This is a genomic window from Pseudobacteroides cellulosolvens ATCC 35603 = DSM 2933, from assembly GCF_001262605.1.
Lineage (GTDB): Bacteria > Bacillota > Clostridia > Acetivibrionales > DSM-2933 > Pseudobacteroides > Pseudobacteroides cellulosolvens.
In genome coordinates, this window is the sequence record NZ_LGTC01000001.1 from 902,579 (window position 1) to 919,830 (window position 17,252).

Below are 17,252 nucleotides of genomic sequence, written 5' to 3' on the forward strand. Positions count from 1 at the left end.
CATCTGAATTTTTTGTGTTATGTGAAAAAGTATGATAAAAATTAAGGTGATCAACAAAAAGTAAACAGAACTTAAGTCGCAATGTATAAATGTGAGGGGGCATTTATTTGTGTATCATGCCAGCAGAGCATGCATTTAAAGGTTGCAGTAGCCTGACAGATATAATAATGCAAAAGGGTGTAACCAGCATAGAAAAAGATGCAATTTGTAATTGTATTTAGAAAAACAGGGTTAAGCTGTTATCAATGTTTGTCATGTAAAAAAATAGTGATAGACATGAACTGATAATCATATTGGTATTAATATAGCTCTTGCCATGCTATAATTATAGATGTAAATGAAGAATAACCCAAAAATAAAAGGAGGTTCGTGAATGACTGCAAAATTATCAGCAGGAAGCAAAATATTTATTTTTCTCTCTCAAATAATACCATGGATGATATTGTTTGCTATTTATTTTACAAAAAATTTAGCATTAGAAGCATTAGAGCCGTTTTTAAATAATAAACCAGCAGCATTAGTAATTTCTATTTTGTTGGCTTTAATTATTGGACTTATTGTATTTTTTGATTCGTTAATAAGTGGGATATTTTTAAAAAAGATTAATAGCACCAAAATAAAAGTAAATTTATTGGTGTCAGGTTTACATATTGTTATTGTTTTTATTGCAATAGTAGCTGTTTATGGTAATGAGGATTTGTAAAAAGATGTACACATATTTTTCTAATATTGTATGGTAATAAAACATTTGCAAGTGTTTTATTGTTATTATATTGAAAAGCAGTGATAAAATGATACAATTGTAATTGTAAGTCCAATTAATGGCAATGGGTACAAAAGTCAGGCTATGAATTTCATAAAACTTTAAATGGTATTTAGTATGAATAATGGAGCGGCATGATTATGTTATGTGAGTAGGTTATTTGGGTGAAGGCTGAAAGCCTTTAGAGAGAAATTGAGGAGGGAGTTTTATGGGTAAGATAATTTTTATAGTTCTTTTGATTGTATTTCTATTTGTTGGATGTAATAATACATCACAAATTACAAATGAAACCCCAAAGAATGACTTAATTACCGGGGTACCAGAAGATATAAGACCAACACCAAGTAAGGAAAATTTATATGAGCCAAATTACAAAGATATTAGCCTAAAAACTGATGTTTCAGATTTAAAAGAGATATCAGAAGAATTATTTGATATGTATTTAAAGTCATTTACAGAAAGCAAAGTTATTGAATATGCTAGAATTAGTGACTACAAAGTAGAAGATATAAAAATAGAACATGGGAATATTGATAAATTTCAATTTTATGTTAGATATTCTATTAAGCCTGCTTCAGAAAAATATGTAATAGCAGGAAACGGCATATATGAATCTGATGGCTGGATAGGGCATAGAGTTTATTTTATAAATGTAAAGAAGGAAGAAGATGGGTTTAAAATATTAAGTATTGGAACAGGGCCTTAAGGGAATTTTGGGGAGGTTATTATATGTTTGTTTATGAAAAAATTGAGGATAACTGGCTGCAAAAGATTAAAGAATATAATTTCAAAAAGCCTTTGGATGATGGGTGCCCTCCTGAATCTTACTGGTATATAAACCGTGAAAAGAATGAATCACTATATTATATTGGTTGGGTTTCAAGTTCAATCTTAAGGTGTGATGGTGAATCAATGTATGAATTTGCATATATTTACAAAGATAAATGTATGCATGTAACTGCATATGTTTTTCCTCTAACAGATGGCAAACAGTGGAATGATAAAAATAAACTCATTTATAATAGCAAAATTATTCCTGAACTGAACAATGAAATTTTGAATCAGAACGTAAAGGAAGCCATAATTTTTTACCTTGATAATATATATAAAGACAGAATGAATAAACCAAAATTTAAAGATATTGAAATGTCGGATGGAAAAAATCATTCTATGTTTGCATACAAAAAAATGTCGGAGGAAGAACGTAAAACAGCTCTTGAAGTGTATGCAACTATTGACTTTTTACACTTTGGATTTGAAACAGACAAATGGGTAATTAATGAAAATGAAAATATATACCTTATATATATTTCTTGTTCAGATGGTACCCATGCTCCTAAGAACTTTGTTGAAACTCGAAAGTTTTTCTTAAATTGGAAAGGTACTCCTATGGATATATATTTAGCAGATAGCCTTAAGGGCACGGTGCTAAGCTATAAAATACATTATTTTAAAATACCTGATCATCTAAAGGAAAACAGCAAAAAAATTATTGAAGACGTCAAAGAAGCATTAACGGTATATGAAGTGGCAAAAAATTCTAATATTAAAGTTGACTTCGATTTTTAATACACTATGCACATGATGCACATATGGTTAAATGCGGAAGGACTTTCTGGGTAATAAAGTCACTAATAACAGGCTCTATCAGAGGGCAGACACTTACTCAAACAATTACACTGAAAAATAACTATCCAAGCTACCAGGAGGGTATAATATGTATGTGCTAATTCATCCGGACAATGATTTTGCCGTAACTTTAAAATCAAATAGCTATATAAAAAAGTGGGATATACGTAGTGATATCCCTATAGAAATACAATGCGTACCAATAGCATATCCCGTTTATAACCCAGATTGTAACTGTGATTCTATTGTCACAGTACATATGAGAAGCAAAATAGCACAAAGAGACAATTGCCTGCTCAATATCTATAGCTGGGATGACTTGAAATTAATAGCTCAGAACGAAATAACTGATCTGAAAAATGAGCTTTTCTGGTTTCAAAGTCTATCCATTTCACAGGATGGAAAAACAATTGCTTTAGCAAGCTTCAATGAATGCTTGGCATTTATCAACCAATCCGATTTTAAATGCAAGAAAGTGATAGATGGGGGAGAATGGACTAGTGGTCTTGTATTTGACAATAATTCAAAATATATTGCTGCAGCCCACACTTTTCAAGGAGGGGGATATATAAGCATCTATGAAAACTTTGATGAAGATATCCAAGTATTGCATGAATCTCTCTTTCGGAATCCGGAATTAGGAGACTTTAGTGACTCAGTTGCAAAAATGGCCTTTACCAGCAATGGTAAATATCTAGTAGTTTGCGAGGTTTCGGTTAATGGCACGGGATATGATGACAAAGGAAAACTCATTTTGTACGAAACTTTTACCGGTAAATTGGTTTGGGCAGTAGATTTGAAATCAGATGGAGAAGAAAACGTTTATCCAGATATATTAATAGGTTCTAATGATAATCTGATATTATGTGGTATGGGCGTGGAAAAATATATTGTTATCAATTGACTAATGGAAATCATATCGGAACTTACAATACTGGGTATAATAATGCAGTCCAATCTTTTGGTATAGATCGAAAAAGGAATCGTTTATGGCTAGTGAATGAAGATGAAAGCTTGATTTACATACCGGTTTAAATATATTAAAAGAAATGTATACGATTTATCACCTTTATATGTATCAAATTGGATAAATTTATTGCACAATTGGAAAACATATGATAAAATTTTGTTAAGCATGAATGACATTTTCGTGTTTAATATGGATTTACAGATGTTTTCTTAAAAAGCAGTTGTGCTAGATTTATAATCTTAGGAGGGGATTTTCATGAAAAAAGTGATTATGTGTGTAAGTGTACTTATTCTGTTCCTTTTTGCCGGTATTTCAGTTTTTGCCGATTTAGGACCAAAACCTACCCTTGATATTGTAGTTAATGGTGTCCCGGAAGGTAAGTATTACCTGGATCTTTTATCTAAAAGCGATAACATTACTTATGATGAGTTAAACAGTAAGTATTCGGAAGAATACAAGAGTATGCCGTTATATAAGTATAATGAAGACGGATGGCTTGCTACTCACATTAGAGACTATCTTTTATTTGGGACATTGGAAGGGAAATCTGATGGAGTTACTCAAAAACCCCATAACTTTACATACTTTGGAGTTCCTAAACTGTTTAAGGTAATTATACAGCTTGAATCGGGAGAACTTTATGTAAGCAGTCAGAAATATGAATTCACAGAATTTAATCAGGTTACATATATCAATTTCGACAAGGATATGGTTAAAGTAGCTGTCCCAACACAGCCCAACGTTACTCCATGCAAAATTAACGGATATATCAAATCGGAGCTGTGTGATAAAAACGTTATGGAATCGGATTTTAACAAGGATTTTTATATAACTGTTGATGGATTGTACTCTTACGCAACTACTGATAAATATGGTTATTTTGAAATAAGAGTTCCTAAAAATTTATCCGGATATAAGATCAGAATAAAAAAGCAGGGCTATTTAACAAGAGCTGTTGAAATTAAAGAGGTTGCAAATGATACAAACCTTAATACAATTAATAAAGCTATAGAGATGTGGGCAGGGGATTCAGTCAAATATCAAAATGGAAGGTATGAACAAGACAGTGTAATAAATATGACCGATATTGTTAACCTGGCTGTTTCATTTAACACAACATCCAATGAATCAGGTTATGTAGCCGGTAATGATTTTAATAATGATGGTGTTATTAACATGGCTGATGTTGTAATAGTTTCCAAGCACTTTAACACCTTTTACGAAGATGTATCACTTCCAGGTACTGCACCTGTTACAATTACAGGCATTCTCGTGAAGAATACAATTGAAGGCGGCTTCTACGGGATCATTGCGGAAGGCGGCAAATATGATATAGGTAGCGGTAAAGGTTTAACAGGTATTGAAAACTACATAAATCAAGTTGTAACAGTAACAGGGTATATTTCTGAAAATTCTTATTCCACTCATCAGTGGGGTACAGGTTTTGATGCCAAGTCTATTAAGTCTGCAAATGCATTTTAGGAATTTACTCGAACATTGAAGCATAAAGCCCATTATTAGCAAGTAGTTCATCATGGGTGCCAGATTCGGATATTCTGCCGTTTTCCAGAACAAATATCCTCTGGCACCTTTTTATTGTGGACAAGCGATGTGCTATAACAATCCTTGTAACCTTTCCCTCAAACAGGTCCAGGGTGTTTGAGATAGCTTCCTCAGTTATTGTGTCAAGGTTACTTGTAGCTTCGTCCATGATAAGAACATCGGGATGCAGTAAAAATGCCCTGGCAATAGCAATTCGCTGTCTCTGACCACCTGAAAGGTTTGAACCGTTTTCTTCTATGTGAGTCTCGTATTTTAAATGTAATTTTTCAATAAATTCATGGCAGTTGGAGAGCTTGGAAGCCTCAATCACTTCTTCCATAGATGCATCAGGATTACCTAATGCTATATTTTCTTTTACAGTACCGCTTAAAAGAAACACATCCTGTGAGATAAACGCTATTTTTTTTCTGATTAGTTCAAGAGGTATTTTCCTAAGGTTATTTCCTCCAATACTTATTGTGCCTTTCTCAGGCAGGTAGTAATTCATAATAAGCCGTGCAAGAGTGGTTTTTCCAGATCCACTGCCGCCAACTATGGCTATCTTCTCACCGGCTTTAATTTGAAGTGAGAGGTTTTCGATTACTGGCCTTTTATAGCCATACCTGAAGGTTATGTTATCTATATTCAAATTACCGCATAAATTATCCGGAACAACATTTCTTTCAGGGTCGACATACTTTTCTCCTTCAATTTCAAGTATCTCACCAAGCCTGTTTGAAGCTGCCACCGCTGTCTGTATTTCGGATGAAAGATCAATAAGGTTACGTACAGGCGTCAGAAAATATTGGAGCAGGGAGTTGAATGCAAGAAGGTCACCGGTAGACATTTTTCCGGCAGATATTTCAATTATTCCAAACCACAGAATCAATATTGTTCCAAGGCCATTGATCGCTGATGTAATGGATGTAAGGGCAGAATATAATATACTGCCTTTATATACTTTTTTAATTAAATCGTTAAAGTTTGTATCTGCAACAATATCAGTTTTTCTTAAGGCGTTAAATGATTTTAAGGTTTCAACGCCGTTAAGGCTTTCAACCAAATGGGAGGTTAGGACTGCATTGCTTTCCATCTGCAAAGTGTTGATTTTTCTTAAAGGCCGTATAAAACATAATACTGTTATTGCGTATAGAACTAAAATACATAGTGTTATATAAAAAAGAAATCTGTTTGCCATAAAAAGAATAACCCCACCAGCTATTGCAATGACAGTGTCGATAGAAAGGGTGAGGGTAATGCCGGAAATGGCTTCGCGGATTTTGGATGCATCCATGAACCTGGATATTATCTCACCGTCTTTCCTCGATATAAAAAAGCTCATGGGCAGCCTTAAAACATGCTTGAAATAGCTCAGCATAAGCTCTTTATCAATCTTAAGTGCCAATTTGGTTACCATAAGGCTTCTTATAACACCTAAAAGAAGCTGTATTATAAAAATCCCTATAAAGAAAAGGGAGACATAAGTAAGCTGGTTAAACATTCTTTTTTCAATTACCGTATCAAAAAGGTACTTCATGTAGTATGTACTTAAGATTCCAAGGCCTGAAAAGATAAAAGATATTAAAACTATAATAAAAATAGGAAGTTTAAGCACTTTCACAATTGATATTATTAGATCAAAAAGTGCCTTATTGTTTTCCGTTTTTATATTAAGAAGCTCTCCAGGTTTAAATGAAAGGATTCTTCCTGTATAAATATCCCGAAAAAGGGACAGTTTAGCCTTTACTATCCCTTTAGCAGGGTCCATATATGTAATAATATCATTTTCAATCTTGTACACAACAACATAGTGCTCAAGCTTTTTACCTGAATGATCGGCTATTACATGAGCTATTAAAGGAAATTCTTCTTTTTTAAGCTGTTCAATATCAATTCTGAGGCCTCTTGCAGTAAAACCAAGTCTTTGTAATGCCTTTACAATTCCGTAGCCGGTAGTGCCTTCCTTGCCAGTGCCGGAATAATCTCTTAGCTTCGCTATTGATATATTGCCACCGTGATATTTGACTATAGAAGCTAAGCAAGCAGCACCGCAATCCGTAATATCATGTTGTCGTACTACCGGGTATCTTCCGGCAAAATTTAAAATCTTTTTTAGAATCATGCCTGTCCTTCCTTAGTCATGTTGAAAATATAACTTCCCGTATAATTTCGCTTTCGTGTTAACTTAACTCGTGAACACACGCTCAAAACGGGAAGTAATATTTCAATCATGCCTTAATAATATTATAAAAAGCCTGGTTGTTATTCTTAAACTCTTCGGATAACTTAAAACCCTCCTCAAGGGACTTAATAGCTTCCACAAGTCTTCCGTTCTCGTAATAGACCACAGCAAGATCATAGTAGGGATCAAGATATGTTCCGTTTGACAAATCTATTGCTTTTTTCAAATAACTGATACCCTCATCAACCATTCCAAGCCTTGCTATGGAAAGGCCGTATCCTTTATTGGCATAGACGTTGCTGCTGTCTTTTGAAAGGAGCTTTTTATTCGCCTGGGCAGCGTCATTATAATTTTCCAGCATGAAAGAAGTATAACCGTAGAGGGAAAGTGCTTCTTCATTTTCCGGGTCAATGGATAATACCCTTTCAAGCAATATCCCGGTAAGCTGGTGCTGGTTTAGAGGTGCAAATTTATTGGCCTTTTTCATAAGCTCATCAATATCATTTAGGCCTTCAAACTGCTTCTCAGCCTTTTGTACAGCAAGGTTATATGAGCAGTACCTGTTCTGACCATAAATTGTTCCTTCCATTGTAAGCCTTGTGTTACCGCATCCGCCGTGGCATCGATTGCCATACTGGCACTTTTTACAGGTACCCTGAAGCATATCCTTTGTAATATTCCTGTTCCAAGAAAACTTTTCAGGATTGTTCCATAGCTCCAAAATTGGAGTTTCCTTAATATTACCTTCTATAAAATTTCTGTCCCTTATAGATGTGCATCCAACTATATCACCGTTATGGAGTACTCCCATAACATATTTCCCAGCACCGCAGCCGTTCCAATCATATCTGTCTGTTGAATCGGATTTATTCCTGACAGCTATTTCCTTTTTGTTGAAATATCCCATACAGTCAGCAAGTTGTATATCAATATCGCTCTTTTGCATGGCATTGTATGCAAAATTGATAACGTCATCCATGTGGTGAGGCTGTGACACAAGATCACTGTTTTTTGCCATATTACCCATAGGAAGGCCTAGCTGGAATTGCCAGCCGTAAATACCCTTACCTGATAGGATACTGTGCATTTCTTCCAGTTCACCAAGGTTCATTTTGTTTACAGTGGTTATAATTGAACAGTTTACACCATTTTCAACAAGAATGTCTATAGCATTCATTATCCTTTTGAATGAACCCTCACGACGAATAAAATCATGAGTTTTTTCAAGACCGTCAAGACTTATGGCTACCGTATTGATTCCTGCAGATTTGGCCCTTTTTGCAATTTCTTCATCCATAAGCCAGCCGTTAGTGATCATGTTGGGAATGATACCGTTATCGTTGAGTCTTTTTGCAATTATATCCCAATCTTTCCTTGTAGTCGGCTCGCCGCCGGAAAGAGTAAGCCATTGGAATCCAAGCTTTGCCAAGTCATCACAAAGATTTAATGCCTCATCCGTTGTCAGTTCTCCGCTTAACTGATTTTCACAGGAAGACCCACAGTGCTTGCACCTCATGTTGCATCCCATTGTTATCTCCCATACGCCTGTTATAGGCCTGAAATCTATACTCATAAAACTCCTCCTTGTGGAAAATGAATAATTATGCGGGGATGGTGAATGGAAAAATATTATAAGTTTAATAATGATTCTTCCATTCACCTTTTTATCTAAATAACTGGAAAGTTTGTTCTTATTTTATGTATCTGCGTTGCATAAGTTTATACAATCGCGTATTATAATTTGAAAATGTAACAATTAGTATTTGGTAGGATCAATTCCATACAGTGGTCTGTTTTTGATTCCGTATAAAGGTTTGATTCCATACAGTGGAAGAATTTTGATGCCGTACAAAGGCTTAACAACAATCGGCGGTTCTATTCCGTATAATGGCTTAACATCTATTGGTTCTTCAACAATATTAGTTGAAGCGGATTGAGCATTTTCAAATCCACCAAACATGTCCATTAATTCTTCGTCAGTCATTTCAAATGAAGATTTTATTTCTTTATCCATAATATATAAACCTCCTCGTATAAAAAGTTAATATCCAGTAATTTAGGCTCCCCATATAATTATATAATCTTTTCCATTAAGTTAAAATAAGTATTTCAAAAAATGACAATTTTTGACCAACCGATTGAATTGTCGATGATAATAAAATATGGTAAGATTATCTTAAGTCGTAGGTAATTTTAGATAGGGGGAATTATATGTGAGGAAAAAGTGTATTATTTTTACTTTGCTTGTGATGTATATTACAAGCATAATCCCAAAACCTGCATCAGCTGCTGCGGGTGACCTCAATTATGTTGATGCATTTGCAAAATCCATTCTTTTCTATGAGGCAAACTGGTGTGGACCTGATGCTGGTGAAAACAGGATCAAATGGCGTGGACCTTGCCATATAGAAGACGGCAAGGATGTTGGGCTTGATCTTACAGGTGGATTTCATGACTGCGGTGACCATGTAAAATTCGGTCTGCCTCAGTGTACTTCTGCTTCAGCGTTGGCATGGGCATATTACGAGTTCAAGGACACCTTTATTGAAAAGGGGCAGGACAAGTACATGCTTAATATTGTGAAACATTTTGCTGATTATTTTATGAAATGTTTCCCAAACAAGACAACATTCTATTATCAATTGGGCGATGGTGATGAAGACCATAAATTCTGGGGTCCGCCAGAGCTTCAAACTTATAACAGACCAGCATATTATGCTGCAACTCCATCAAACCCAGGTTCTGACGTAGCTGGTTCAGCTGCTGCTACATTGGCACTTACATATCTTAACATGAAGGATAGTGATCCTACATATGCGGCAAAATGCCTTACATATGCTAAGGATTTATATGCATTCGGTCAGGCTTATAGAGGGAACAGCAAAGGCCAGAGCTACTATCTTCCTAGAAGCTACTATGATGAACTCATGTGGGGTGGAATTTGGCTCTACATTGCTACAAATGAACAGAAATACATGGATGACATAGAAAAGCTCATGGCTGAAAAAGGTCTGGGTGGAGATAACACTTATCAGAACCATTGGACAAACTGCTGGGATGATATATTTGGCGGGGTTGCTTTAAAGATGGCAGAGATAACTAAAAAACCCAAGTATATAACAATAGTTGAAGAAAATCTTGATTACTTTATGAATAGTCTATCAAAAGTTCCAGGCGGTTTAAGCTATCTTGACAGTTGGGGTGTAGCTAAATACCCAGCGGCAGAATCAATGCTTGCACTCACATACTATAAGATCAAACCTGATCAGAAATATCTTGATTATGCAAAAAGCCAGATAGACTTTATTCTCGGTAAGAATCCTAACAACATGTCATACATGGTAGGCTTTGGTGATAAATATCCCAAATTCCCACATCACAGGGCTGCGAGCGGCATGCTTGAAGGACCGCCGGCAGATGAAAAGAAGGTAGCACCTGAAAGACACATTCTATATGGTGCTTTAGTAGGCGGACCTGATAAATCCGGCGTTTATTATGACGATATAGACCAATATGTTTATACCGAAACAGGTCTTGACTATAATGCAGGTCTTGTAGGTGCTCTTGCTGGTATGTCAAAATATTTCGGTGATGGCCAGAAACCTGAACCGACACCTGGAATTGAGGGCGATCCTGACCTTTATTACGCAGAAGCTAAAATTTACAAGCAGGATGCTCAAAGTACAGTAATAGATTTGAATATGTATAACATTTTAACAGCACCACCAAGGTACGAAACAGGATTGTCCTTCAGATATTTCATGGATTTGTCGGAGTTAGTAAGTGCAAATGTTGACCCGGCATCTACAAAGGCAGACATTTATTATTCACCGATAAAAGGGGCCAAGTATGGGGATGTAAAAGTCTTTGACAAGGCAAAGAATATCTATTACATAGAGTTTTCTTTCCCTAATGAAAAATTATACTCAAGAAGCTATATTCAGTTCTGTTTGGCAAACTACAGCGGTAAATGGAATGCAGCAAATGACTATTCAATTGCTGATCTGTCTGCAACCAAGTATACAAGAACCGATAAAATAGCAATATACAAGGATGGTGTCAAGGTGGCAGGTCTTGAGCCTGGTGAAACTCCTATTCCAAGTACTACAAAGCCAACAAACACTCCAGTGCCTTCAAGCACTGTTCCTAAAACAAAGGGTTATATAGCACCAGATTTCACATATTCAGCATCAGCTGCTTCAAAAGTAAAGGAAGGATTTGAAATTCATGTTACAGGTAATGTCTCAATATCTGCGACAACAGATGAAAACGGTTACTTTGAAATAACAAATCCAATACTAAATTCTTTAACCTTCGATCTTATAATAAGTAAACCAGGGTATTTGACTAGAATAATCAAAGACATTCCTACAAATAAAAATACAACCATCGGAACATCATCATCTCCAGCAGCAGTTTGGGCTGGTGACATTACAAAGGGTGATGTGCAGGATGGAGCAATAAACATGGCTGATGTTATAGAAATTGCAAAAGCATTTAACGCCACATCGGATACAGCCAAGTATGTGGCTGAGCAAGATTTTAACGCTGACGGATCAATTAATATGAGCGACATACTTATAATTGCAAAACATTTTAGCATGACATCATCCAATTATCCTGAAATAGTTATTCAGTAATATTAATATATTTGACATTTAAAAAGACTGTGAGAGGGCAAATACCTTCTTACAGTCTTTTTTATGTTAAGAAAAAAGAGTACAGAAAAGGAAAATAACATTTGAAAGATTAGATGACCTATTTGAAGCTATCCAACCACTTTTGAAGCATTCCTATATTGCAAAAAAATGTTGGAGTTATTCCCGACATTTGAAATATAAACTCTACAGAGGCTCTTAAAAGTTCGTTTTCACTAATCAGAACTGCTGCTTTATCCATACCTGCACCTAGCAATAAATTCTGTGCTTCAACATGAAGGCTCACTAACTGGTTTATGCAGCCTTTATACTGCGTAAAGTCATAGATTATGTCAAATCCTGGTCTGGAATGTGCAACCATTGTTTTTACATCTTCTATATAATAATCCAACTGCGACATTTTATCCCACAGTCCAAAAAAGGCTACAAATAAACAGTTTGAAGATTCATCGTAAGATAATTCATAGGAATTATTTTTACTTACTTTAGTAAAACGCAACATATCCATAATCGTTACCCCTTCAATAATATATATTATATTTATCGGTAAGTATTTATGTTTACTAAACCCCTTCTTTTTAAAGGAATACCTAAAATATAAAGTCTGTTTTTTGTTTATATTTATTTGAACACATTTAAATAATCTGCATAATATGTTGGTAGAGAATCTATTTTCGAGGTGTATTTATGGGCGTTTTGTTTTTTTTAGTAAATTTATTTGTAGGAGGCGTATTTGCTGCAGCAACCTTTGAACTTGTCTGTTGCCATAAGTCAAAATGCTGGCACCGGTTCACTTTCACAGCTATAATGTTTTCATTATTTGTACTTCTTGCTAACTTATCATGGCTAAGACTTTGTCACCTTAAATATAATTTTATCGATGTAATGATCTATTTAAACTTTTTGAGTATTATAGCAAAGACAGCTTTATTAAGTTTTGCTTCCGGTGTTGTATTTGGACTTTTTGCAGGTCTTGTTTGCCGCTTGTTAAGACACAAATTCCATTGTTTTAGAGACTAGTTTTTTATTAATTAAAGGAAGTGTAATTTTGTTCTTATAAAATCTTATATCTGGCAGGGCAAAATAACATAAACAGCTGGTTATTTTGCCTTTCCAAATGTAAGACTGATAACAATAACTATAAAATTATGAATAAATGACAAGGGTGATACAATTTGGACATAAAGCAAATAACATATATGCTTTTAAAAAAAATAAAATTTATTATCATAATACCAATTATAGTTGCAATTATAACATATTTTGTAAGCATAGAAATTCTTAAACCTGTATACCAGTCTTATACTACACTCTATGTAATAAATAAGCCTGATGGGGGCAAACCGATAAATTACAACGATTTACTGACAAATCAGCAGTTGGTTAAAGACTATAGAGAGCTTATTGAGAGCAAAACTGTAACGAGGTCGGTTCTAAACGAGCTAGGTATTAAGAATGTGAGTCCCGATGATCTGGCAAGCAAAATAAGTGTTAACCTAAAGCCTGACACAAGAGTGCTGCAGATTATTGTTAATGACAAAAATCCTTATAGAGCAAGGGATTTAGCTAATAAGACAAGTGAAAAATTTATTGAGAAGTCTATGGAATTAATGAGTGTAGCCAATATAAATATTGTTGATAGAGCAGAGCTTCCGCTAAAACCTGCAAAGCCAAAGCCAGTAGTAAATTTTATATTGGCATTGATGATTAGTTTTGTATTGACCACAGGATTAATATATCTTATTGAGTATTTTAGTGATACCATAAAAAGTAAGGAAGATATTGAAGAATACTTATCATTAAGCATTCTCAGCACAATACCACTTGTAAAAAACAAGTAATTCCTTATTCTGTTTATTCAAAATAATGCAAAATGGTCCTTGGGGGAGTTTATGACAACAATAAATTATGAACATGAATTTAAGATAAATGAATCCTTAGAGGAAGCTTTTAAAGTTTTAAGAGCTAATATACATTTTTGTGATCCGGAAAATAAGCTAAAAACAATCGCTATTACCAGCTACAGTTCTGGAGATGGAAAAAGCTGTGTTTCAGCCAACCTTTCATATACAATTGCAAAATCAGGTATGAAAGTGCTTTTTGTTGATGCAGATTTAAGAAAACCTATACTTTATAAAAAGCTTGTGAGCAAAGACTTTAAAGGACTCTCTAATTACTTGTTGGGTAATTCAACTTTAGAACAGATAATAAATAAAACCCAGATTGAGGGCTTTGATTTTGTATCCTGCGGGATTAAAACATTGAGTCCGGGAGAGCTTATAGCCTCTCCTCGATTAGGAGAATTTCTTATAAAAACAAGAGAAATATATGATTTTGTTATTATAGACACACCACCGCTAGGCAGTGTTATTGACGGTGCACTTATATCATCACAAAGTGATGCTGCAATAATAGTAGTATCACAATACAAAACAAAGTGCAATAACGCTATTATGATGAAAGAACAATTGCAAAAGGCTAATGCCAATATTCTTGGAGTTGTATTTAACAAAGTGAATAAATTGGATTTTCGAAATTATTATGGCGGATATGACTACGATAACAAAAAAACGAAATATTCCAGAAAATTACTCAAGGAAATCAAAAATGTAAAGAGGGATAATTTATGATTGATATTCACAGCCATCTGATTTTTGATACAGACGATGGCCCTTCTACCATTAAAGAGTCAATTAGAATGGTTCTTGAAGCAGAAAAAATTGGTATCAAGACAATTATCGCAACTCCTCACTACAAAAAAAATGTCTTTAATATTGATAATGCCGAAAAAAACTTTAAGGAATTATTGATTAGGCTTGCTGATTGTGATATTGAACTTAGATTGGGGTATGAGGTTTTTGTGGAATCATTGTTATTGGATTGTATTGATAATAAAAGAATTTTTACATTAAATAATTCCCAGTATCTTCTATTTGAACTTCCGTTTGATGTATACCCGGCTAACACAGTAGATATTATATTGAATTTGCATTTAGAGAATATTATTCCTATAATCGCTCACCCTGAAAGGCATATATATTTCCAAAGGGATTTTGGCAAGTTTTTAGGTCTTATAGAAGCAGGATGCATGGTACAGCTTGATGCAGGAAGTATAATGGGAATACATGGCAGAAAGTCTAAAGCATTTTGCAAAAAAGTATTAAAGCTTGGATTAGCTCAATTCATTGCATCTGATGCACACTCAGCAAAGGATTATACCAACCTGTTTCTGCCTTCATATCATAAGGTTGTAAAATGGGTAGGCACTGACTATGCAGAATCGTTATACCGCAGAAACCAGGAACTGATATTTAGATGAAAATAAAGTGCAAAATATCCGGAAAGGAATTGGTGGATTTAGATTCTACATAAGGAATGACTAAAATAGGTTTATTGGGGAGAATTAAAAATGAAATGGAATGGTAAAAAAGTATTATTCTTTATAGGTGATCTTATAATTTTAAATATAGGAATATGTGCTGCATTTTTCATAAGATTTGAAGGTTCAATTCCAGCAAAATATATAGATTTGTTTCCAAAATTACTTGTTATTATTTCTTTGGCAAATGTAAGTTGCTTTTATGTTTGTGAATTATATAAGAAGCTTTGGAGATATGCAAGCATAGGAGAACTTGTTCAAATCCTGCTTGCAACTGTAACAGGTGCCTTTATGTCTTTGCTTATTGAACTGGCATTAGATATATATTTACCTAAATCCGTATTACTGATCTTCTGGTTGATAACCTTTGTTTTTGTCGGAGCCTTAAGGATAAGCATTCGTTTTAAAAACGACATAAAAAAATATTTGTTTGAAGATCATTATAAAAAGAACACAATGATTATTGGTGCGGGAGAGGCAGGTTCAATTATTATTAAGGAGATGAAGAGCAATATTAATTGTAAATACAAGCCTGTTGCAGCAATTGATGATGACAAAAAAAAGCATAAAACCAAAATTAACGGTGTTCCGATCATAGGCGGTAGGGATAAGATATTATGGGCAGTAAAAAAATTTGGAATTGAAGAGATTATTGTAACTATGCCATCTGTACAAAAAAAGGAAATGCAAATTATTATTAATGTCTGTAAAAATTCTCGATGTAAAGTTAAAGTGCTTCCTGAGGTATTTGGATTAATGGGAGAAGGGGTTAGCTTTAAAAAGCTAAGGGGCTTTAATATAGAAGATTTGCTTTCAAGAAATGAAATATGTATTAATACAGAAGAGATAAGCCACTATATTGAAAATGAGGTGGTTATGGTGACTGGAGGCGGTGGGTCAATAGGATCGGAACTTTCCAGACAAATAGCAAGGTTTAGGCCCTCAAAATTATTGATACTTGATTTTTATGAAAACAGTGCTTTTGACATAAACAATGAGCTTGTAAAAAAACATGATAAAGATCTGGATATAAAAATAATCATAGCTTCCATAAGAGAAAAGGAAAAGATGGAGTATATTTTTGACACATATAAACCAACCGTCGTTTTCCACGCAGCAGCACACAAGCATGTGCCTTTAATGGAAGGAAATCCTGATGAGGCTGTAAAAAACAACATATTCGGTACCCTAAATCTACTTGAATGTGCTGATAAATATAGTTGCAAAAAGTTTGTTTTCATATCAACGGATAAAGCCGTTAATCCTGCTTGTATAATGGGTGCTACTAAAAGAGTTTCAGAAATTCTAATCCGTTATATGAATAAAAAAAGCAGTACAATTTTCTCTGCAGTAAGGTTCGGAAACGTATTAGGAAGTAACGGCAGTGTTGTTCCTCTTTTTAAGAAACAGATTGAAGAGGGTGGCCCGGTAACAGTGACCCATCCTGATACAACAAGGTACTTTATGACAATATCCGAAGCCGCAAGCCTGGTTATACAAGCTGGTGCTATGGCTAGTGGAGGCGAAATATTTGTTCTTGACATGGGTAAGCCTGTAAAGATACTTGATCTTGCCAATATTATGATTTCACAAGCAGGTATGAGACCTGGGGAAGATATTGAAATAGAGTTTACCGGCCTTCGGCCGGGTGAAAAACTGCATGAGGAACTTCTGATGTTTAAGGATGGGATCAATATTACAAAAAACAATAATATATTTATTGAAAAACAATATGATTTGGATTTCGCGGCGATAATTGAAGAAATTAATAAAGCTAGAAACAACGGTTTGATCGGAATAAACGAGGTGAAAGACTTCTTAAAAAAGATTATCCCTGATTATAAATAGAAACTCATTGATGAGTTTACCAAAATTGGTAAATTATCCAGAAAACCAACATGTGAAAATTGTTTGGTAAATTGTATTCATTGCCATAATAAGGTTGTGTGTGATAAAATATGGTGTAAGATGTCATAAATATTGCACTTGTCTATCACAAGCTTGTTAAAATCACTTAATCTTATTATTTGTATATCATAAAATAATGGTTATTAGCTTCACCAAATGTAAGATAATTAACACTTTTAATATGGATAGGGTCTAATTTTGTTGGAAATAGAGTAAGGACA

The 17,252-nt window shown here is 34.4% G+C and carries 14 protein-coding genes; 10 read left to right on the forward strand and 4 right to left on the reverse strand.

All coding sequences use genetic code 11. The features are described from left to right. Positions 1–373 precede the first annotated feature (373 nt). The 5 genes from Bccel_RS03835 (at position 374) to Bccel_RS03855 (ending at position 4,844) form a co-directional block, all read left to right on the forward strand. Complete coding sequence (locus Bccel_RS03835; protein WP_036941017.1) at positions 374–703, forward strand: hypothetical protein; 330 nt, start codon at positions 374–376, stop codon at positions 701–703. Positions 704–971: 268 nt separating this feature from the next. Continuing rightward, positions 972–1,469: a hypothetical protein gene (locus Bccel_RS03840; protein WP_036941014.1), complete on the forward strand. Its 498-nt coding sequence runs from the start codon at positions 972–974 to the stop codon at positions 1,467–1,469. Between the two features lie 23 nt (positions 1,470–1,492). After that, positions 1,493–2,332: a hypothetical protein gene (locus tag Bccel_RS03845; RefSeq protein WP_036941012.1), complete on the forward strand. Its 840-nt coding sequence runs from the start codon at positions 1,493–1,495 to the stop codon at positions 2,330–2,332. A gap of 148 nt (positions 2,333–2,480) precedes the next feature. Beyond that, the gene (locus tag Bccel_RS03850; protein ID WP_050753072.1) at positions 2,481–3,296 is read left to right on the forward strand and encodes a WD40 repeat domain-containing protein; all 816 of its coding nucleotides are present in this window, start codon (positions 2,481–2,483) and stop codon (positions 3,294–3,296) included. A 321-nt stretch (positions 3,297–3,617) separates the two neighbouring features. Continuing rightward, positions 3,618–4,844 (forward strand): hypothetical protein, encoded by a 1,227-nt coding sequence (locus tag Bccel_RS03855; protein WP_050753073.1) that lies wholly within the window; start codon positions 3,618–3,620, stop codon positions 4,842–4,844. A 4-nt stretch (positions 4,845–4,848) separates the two neighbouring features. Here the strand turns inward: Bccel_RS03855 and Bccel_RS03860 are convergent, their stop codons facing one another. The 3 genes from Bccel_RS03860 to Bccel_RS03870 all read right to left on the reverse strand — a co-directional run bounded on the left by Bccel_RS03860 (position 4,849) and on the right by Bccel_RS03870 (position 9,100). Beyond that, on the reverse strand, positions 4,849–7,026 hold the full coding sequence (locus Bccel_RS03860; RefSeq protein ID WP_242853111.1) for a peptidase domain-containing ABC transporter: 2,178 nt from the start codon (positions 7,024–7,026) through the stop codon (positions 4,849–4,851). A 106-nt stretch (positions 7,027–7,132) separates the two neighbouring features. Beyond that, positions 7,133–8,659 (reverse strand): radical SAM/SPASM domain-containing protein, encoded by a 1,527-nt coding sequence (locus Bccel_RS03865; RefSeq protein ID WP_036941006.1) that lies wholly within the window; start codon positions 8,657–8,659, stop codon positions 7,133–7,135. Between the two features lie 183 nt (positions 8,660–8,842). Next, the gene (locus tag Bccel_RS03870; RefSeq protein ID WP_036941003.1) at positions 8,843–9,100 is read right to left on the reverse strand and encodes a hypothetical protein; all 258 of its coding nucleotides are present in this window, start codon (positions 9,098–9,100) and stop codon (positions 8,843–8,845) included. 199 nt (positions 9,101–9,299) lie between these two features. Here Bccel_RS03870 and Bccel_RS03875 point away from each other — a divergent pair, with 199 nt between their 5' ends. Beyond that, positions 9,300–11,726, forward strand: coding sequence for a glycoside hydrolase family 9 protein (locus tag Bccel_RS03875; protein ID WP_050753074.1), 2,427 nt, complete (start codon positions 9,300–9,302; stop codon positions 11,724–11,726). A 118-nt stretch (positions 11,727–11,844) separates the two neighbouring features. On the opposite strand, the gene Bccel_RS03880 is transcribed toward Bccel_RS03875, so the two are convergent. After that, positions 11,845–12,252 (reverse strand): hypothetical protein, encoded by a 408-nt coding sequence (locus Bccel_RS03880; RefSeq protein WP_036941000.1) that lies wholly within the window; start codon positions 12,250–12,252, stop codon positions 11,845–11,847. A 667-nt stretch (positions 12,253–12,919) separates the two neighbouring features. Here Bccel_RS03880 and Bccel_RS03890 point away from each other — a divergent pair. The 4 genes from Bccel_RS03890 (at position 12,920) to Bccel_RS03905 (ending at position 16,971) form a co-directional block, all read left to right on the forward strand. Then, on the forward strand, positions 12,920–13,585 hold the full coding sequence (locus Bccel_RS03890; RefSeq protein ID WP_050753075.1) for a YveK family protein: 666 nt from the start codon (positions 12,920–12,922) through the stop codon (positions 13,583–13,585). Positions 13,586–13,636: 51 nt separating this feature from the next. Further along, positions 13,637–14,374 (forward strand): CpsD/CapB family tyrosine-protein kinase, encoded by a 738-nt coding sequence (locus Bccel_RS03895; RefSeq protein WP_036940994.1) that lies wholly within the window; start codon positions 13,637–13,639, stop codon positions 14,372–14,374. Beyond that, positions 14,371–15,063: a tyrosine-protein phosphatase gene (locus tag Bccel_RS03900; RefSeq protein ID WP_036940990.1), complete on the forward strand. Its 693-nt coding sequence runs from the start codon at positions 14,371–14,373 to the stop codon at positions 15,061–15,063. Before Bccel_RS03895 ends, Bccel_RS03900 begins: the two co-directional genes overlap by 4 nt. Positions 15,064–15,153: 90 nt before the next feature. After that, positions 15,154–16,971 (forward strand): polysaccharide biosynthesis protein, encoded by a 1,818-nt coding sequence (locus tag Bccel_RS03905; protein WP_036940988.1) that lies wholly within the window; start codon positions 15,154–15,156, stop codon positions 16,969–16,971. The last annotated feature ends 281 nt before the right edge of the window (positions 16,972–17,252 follow it).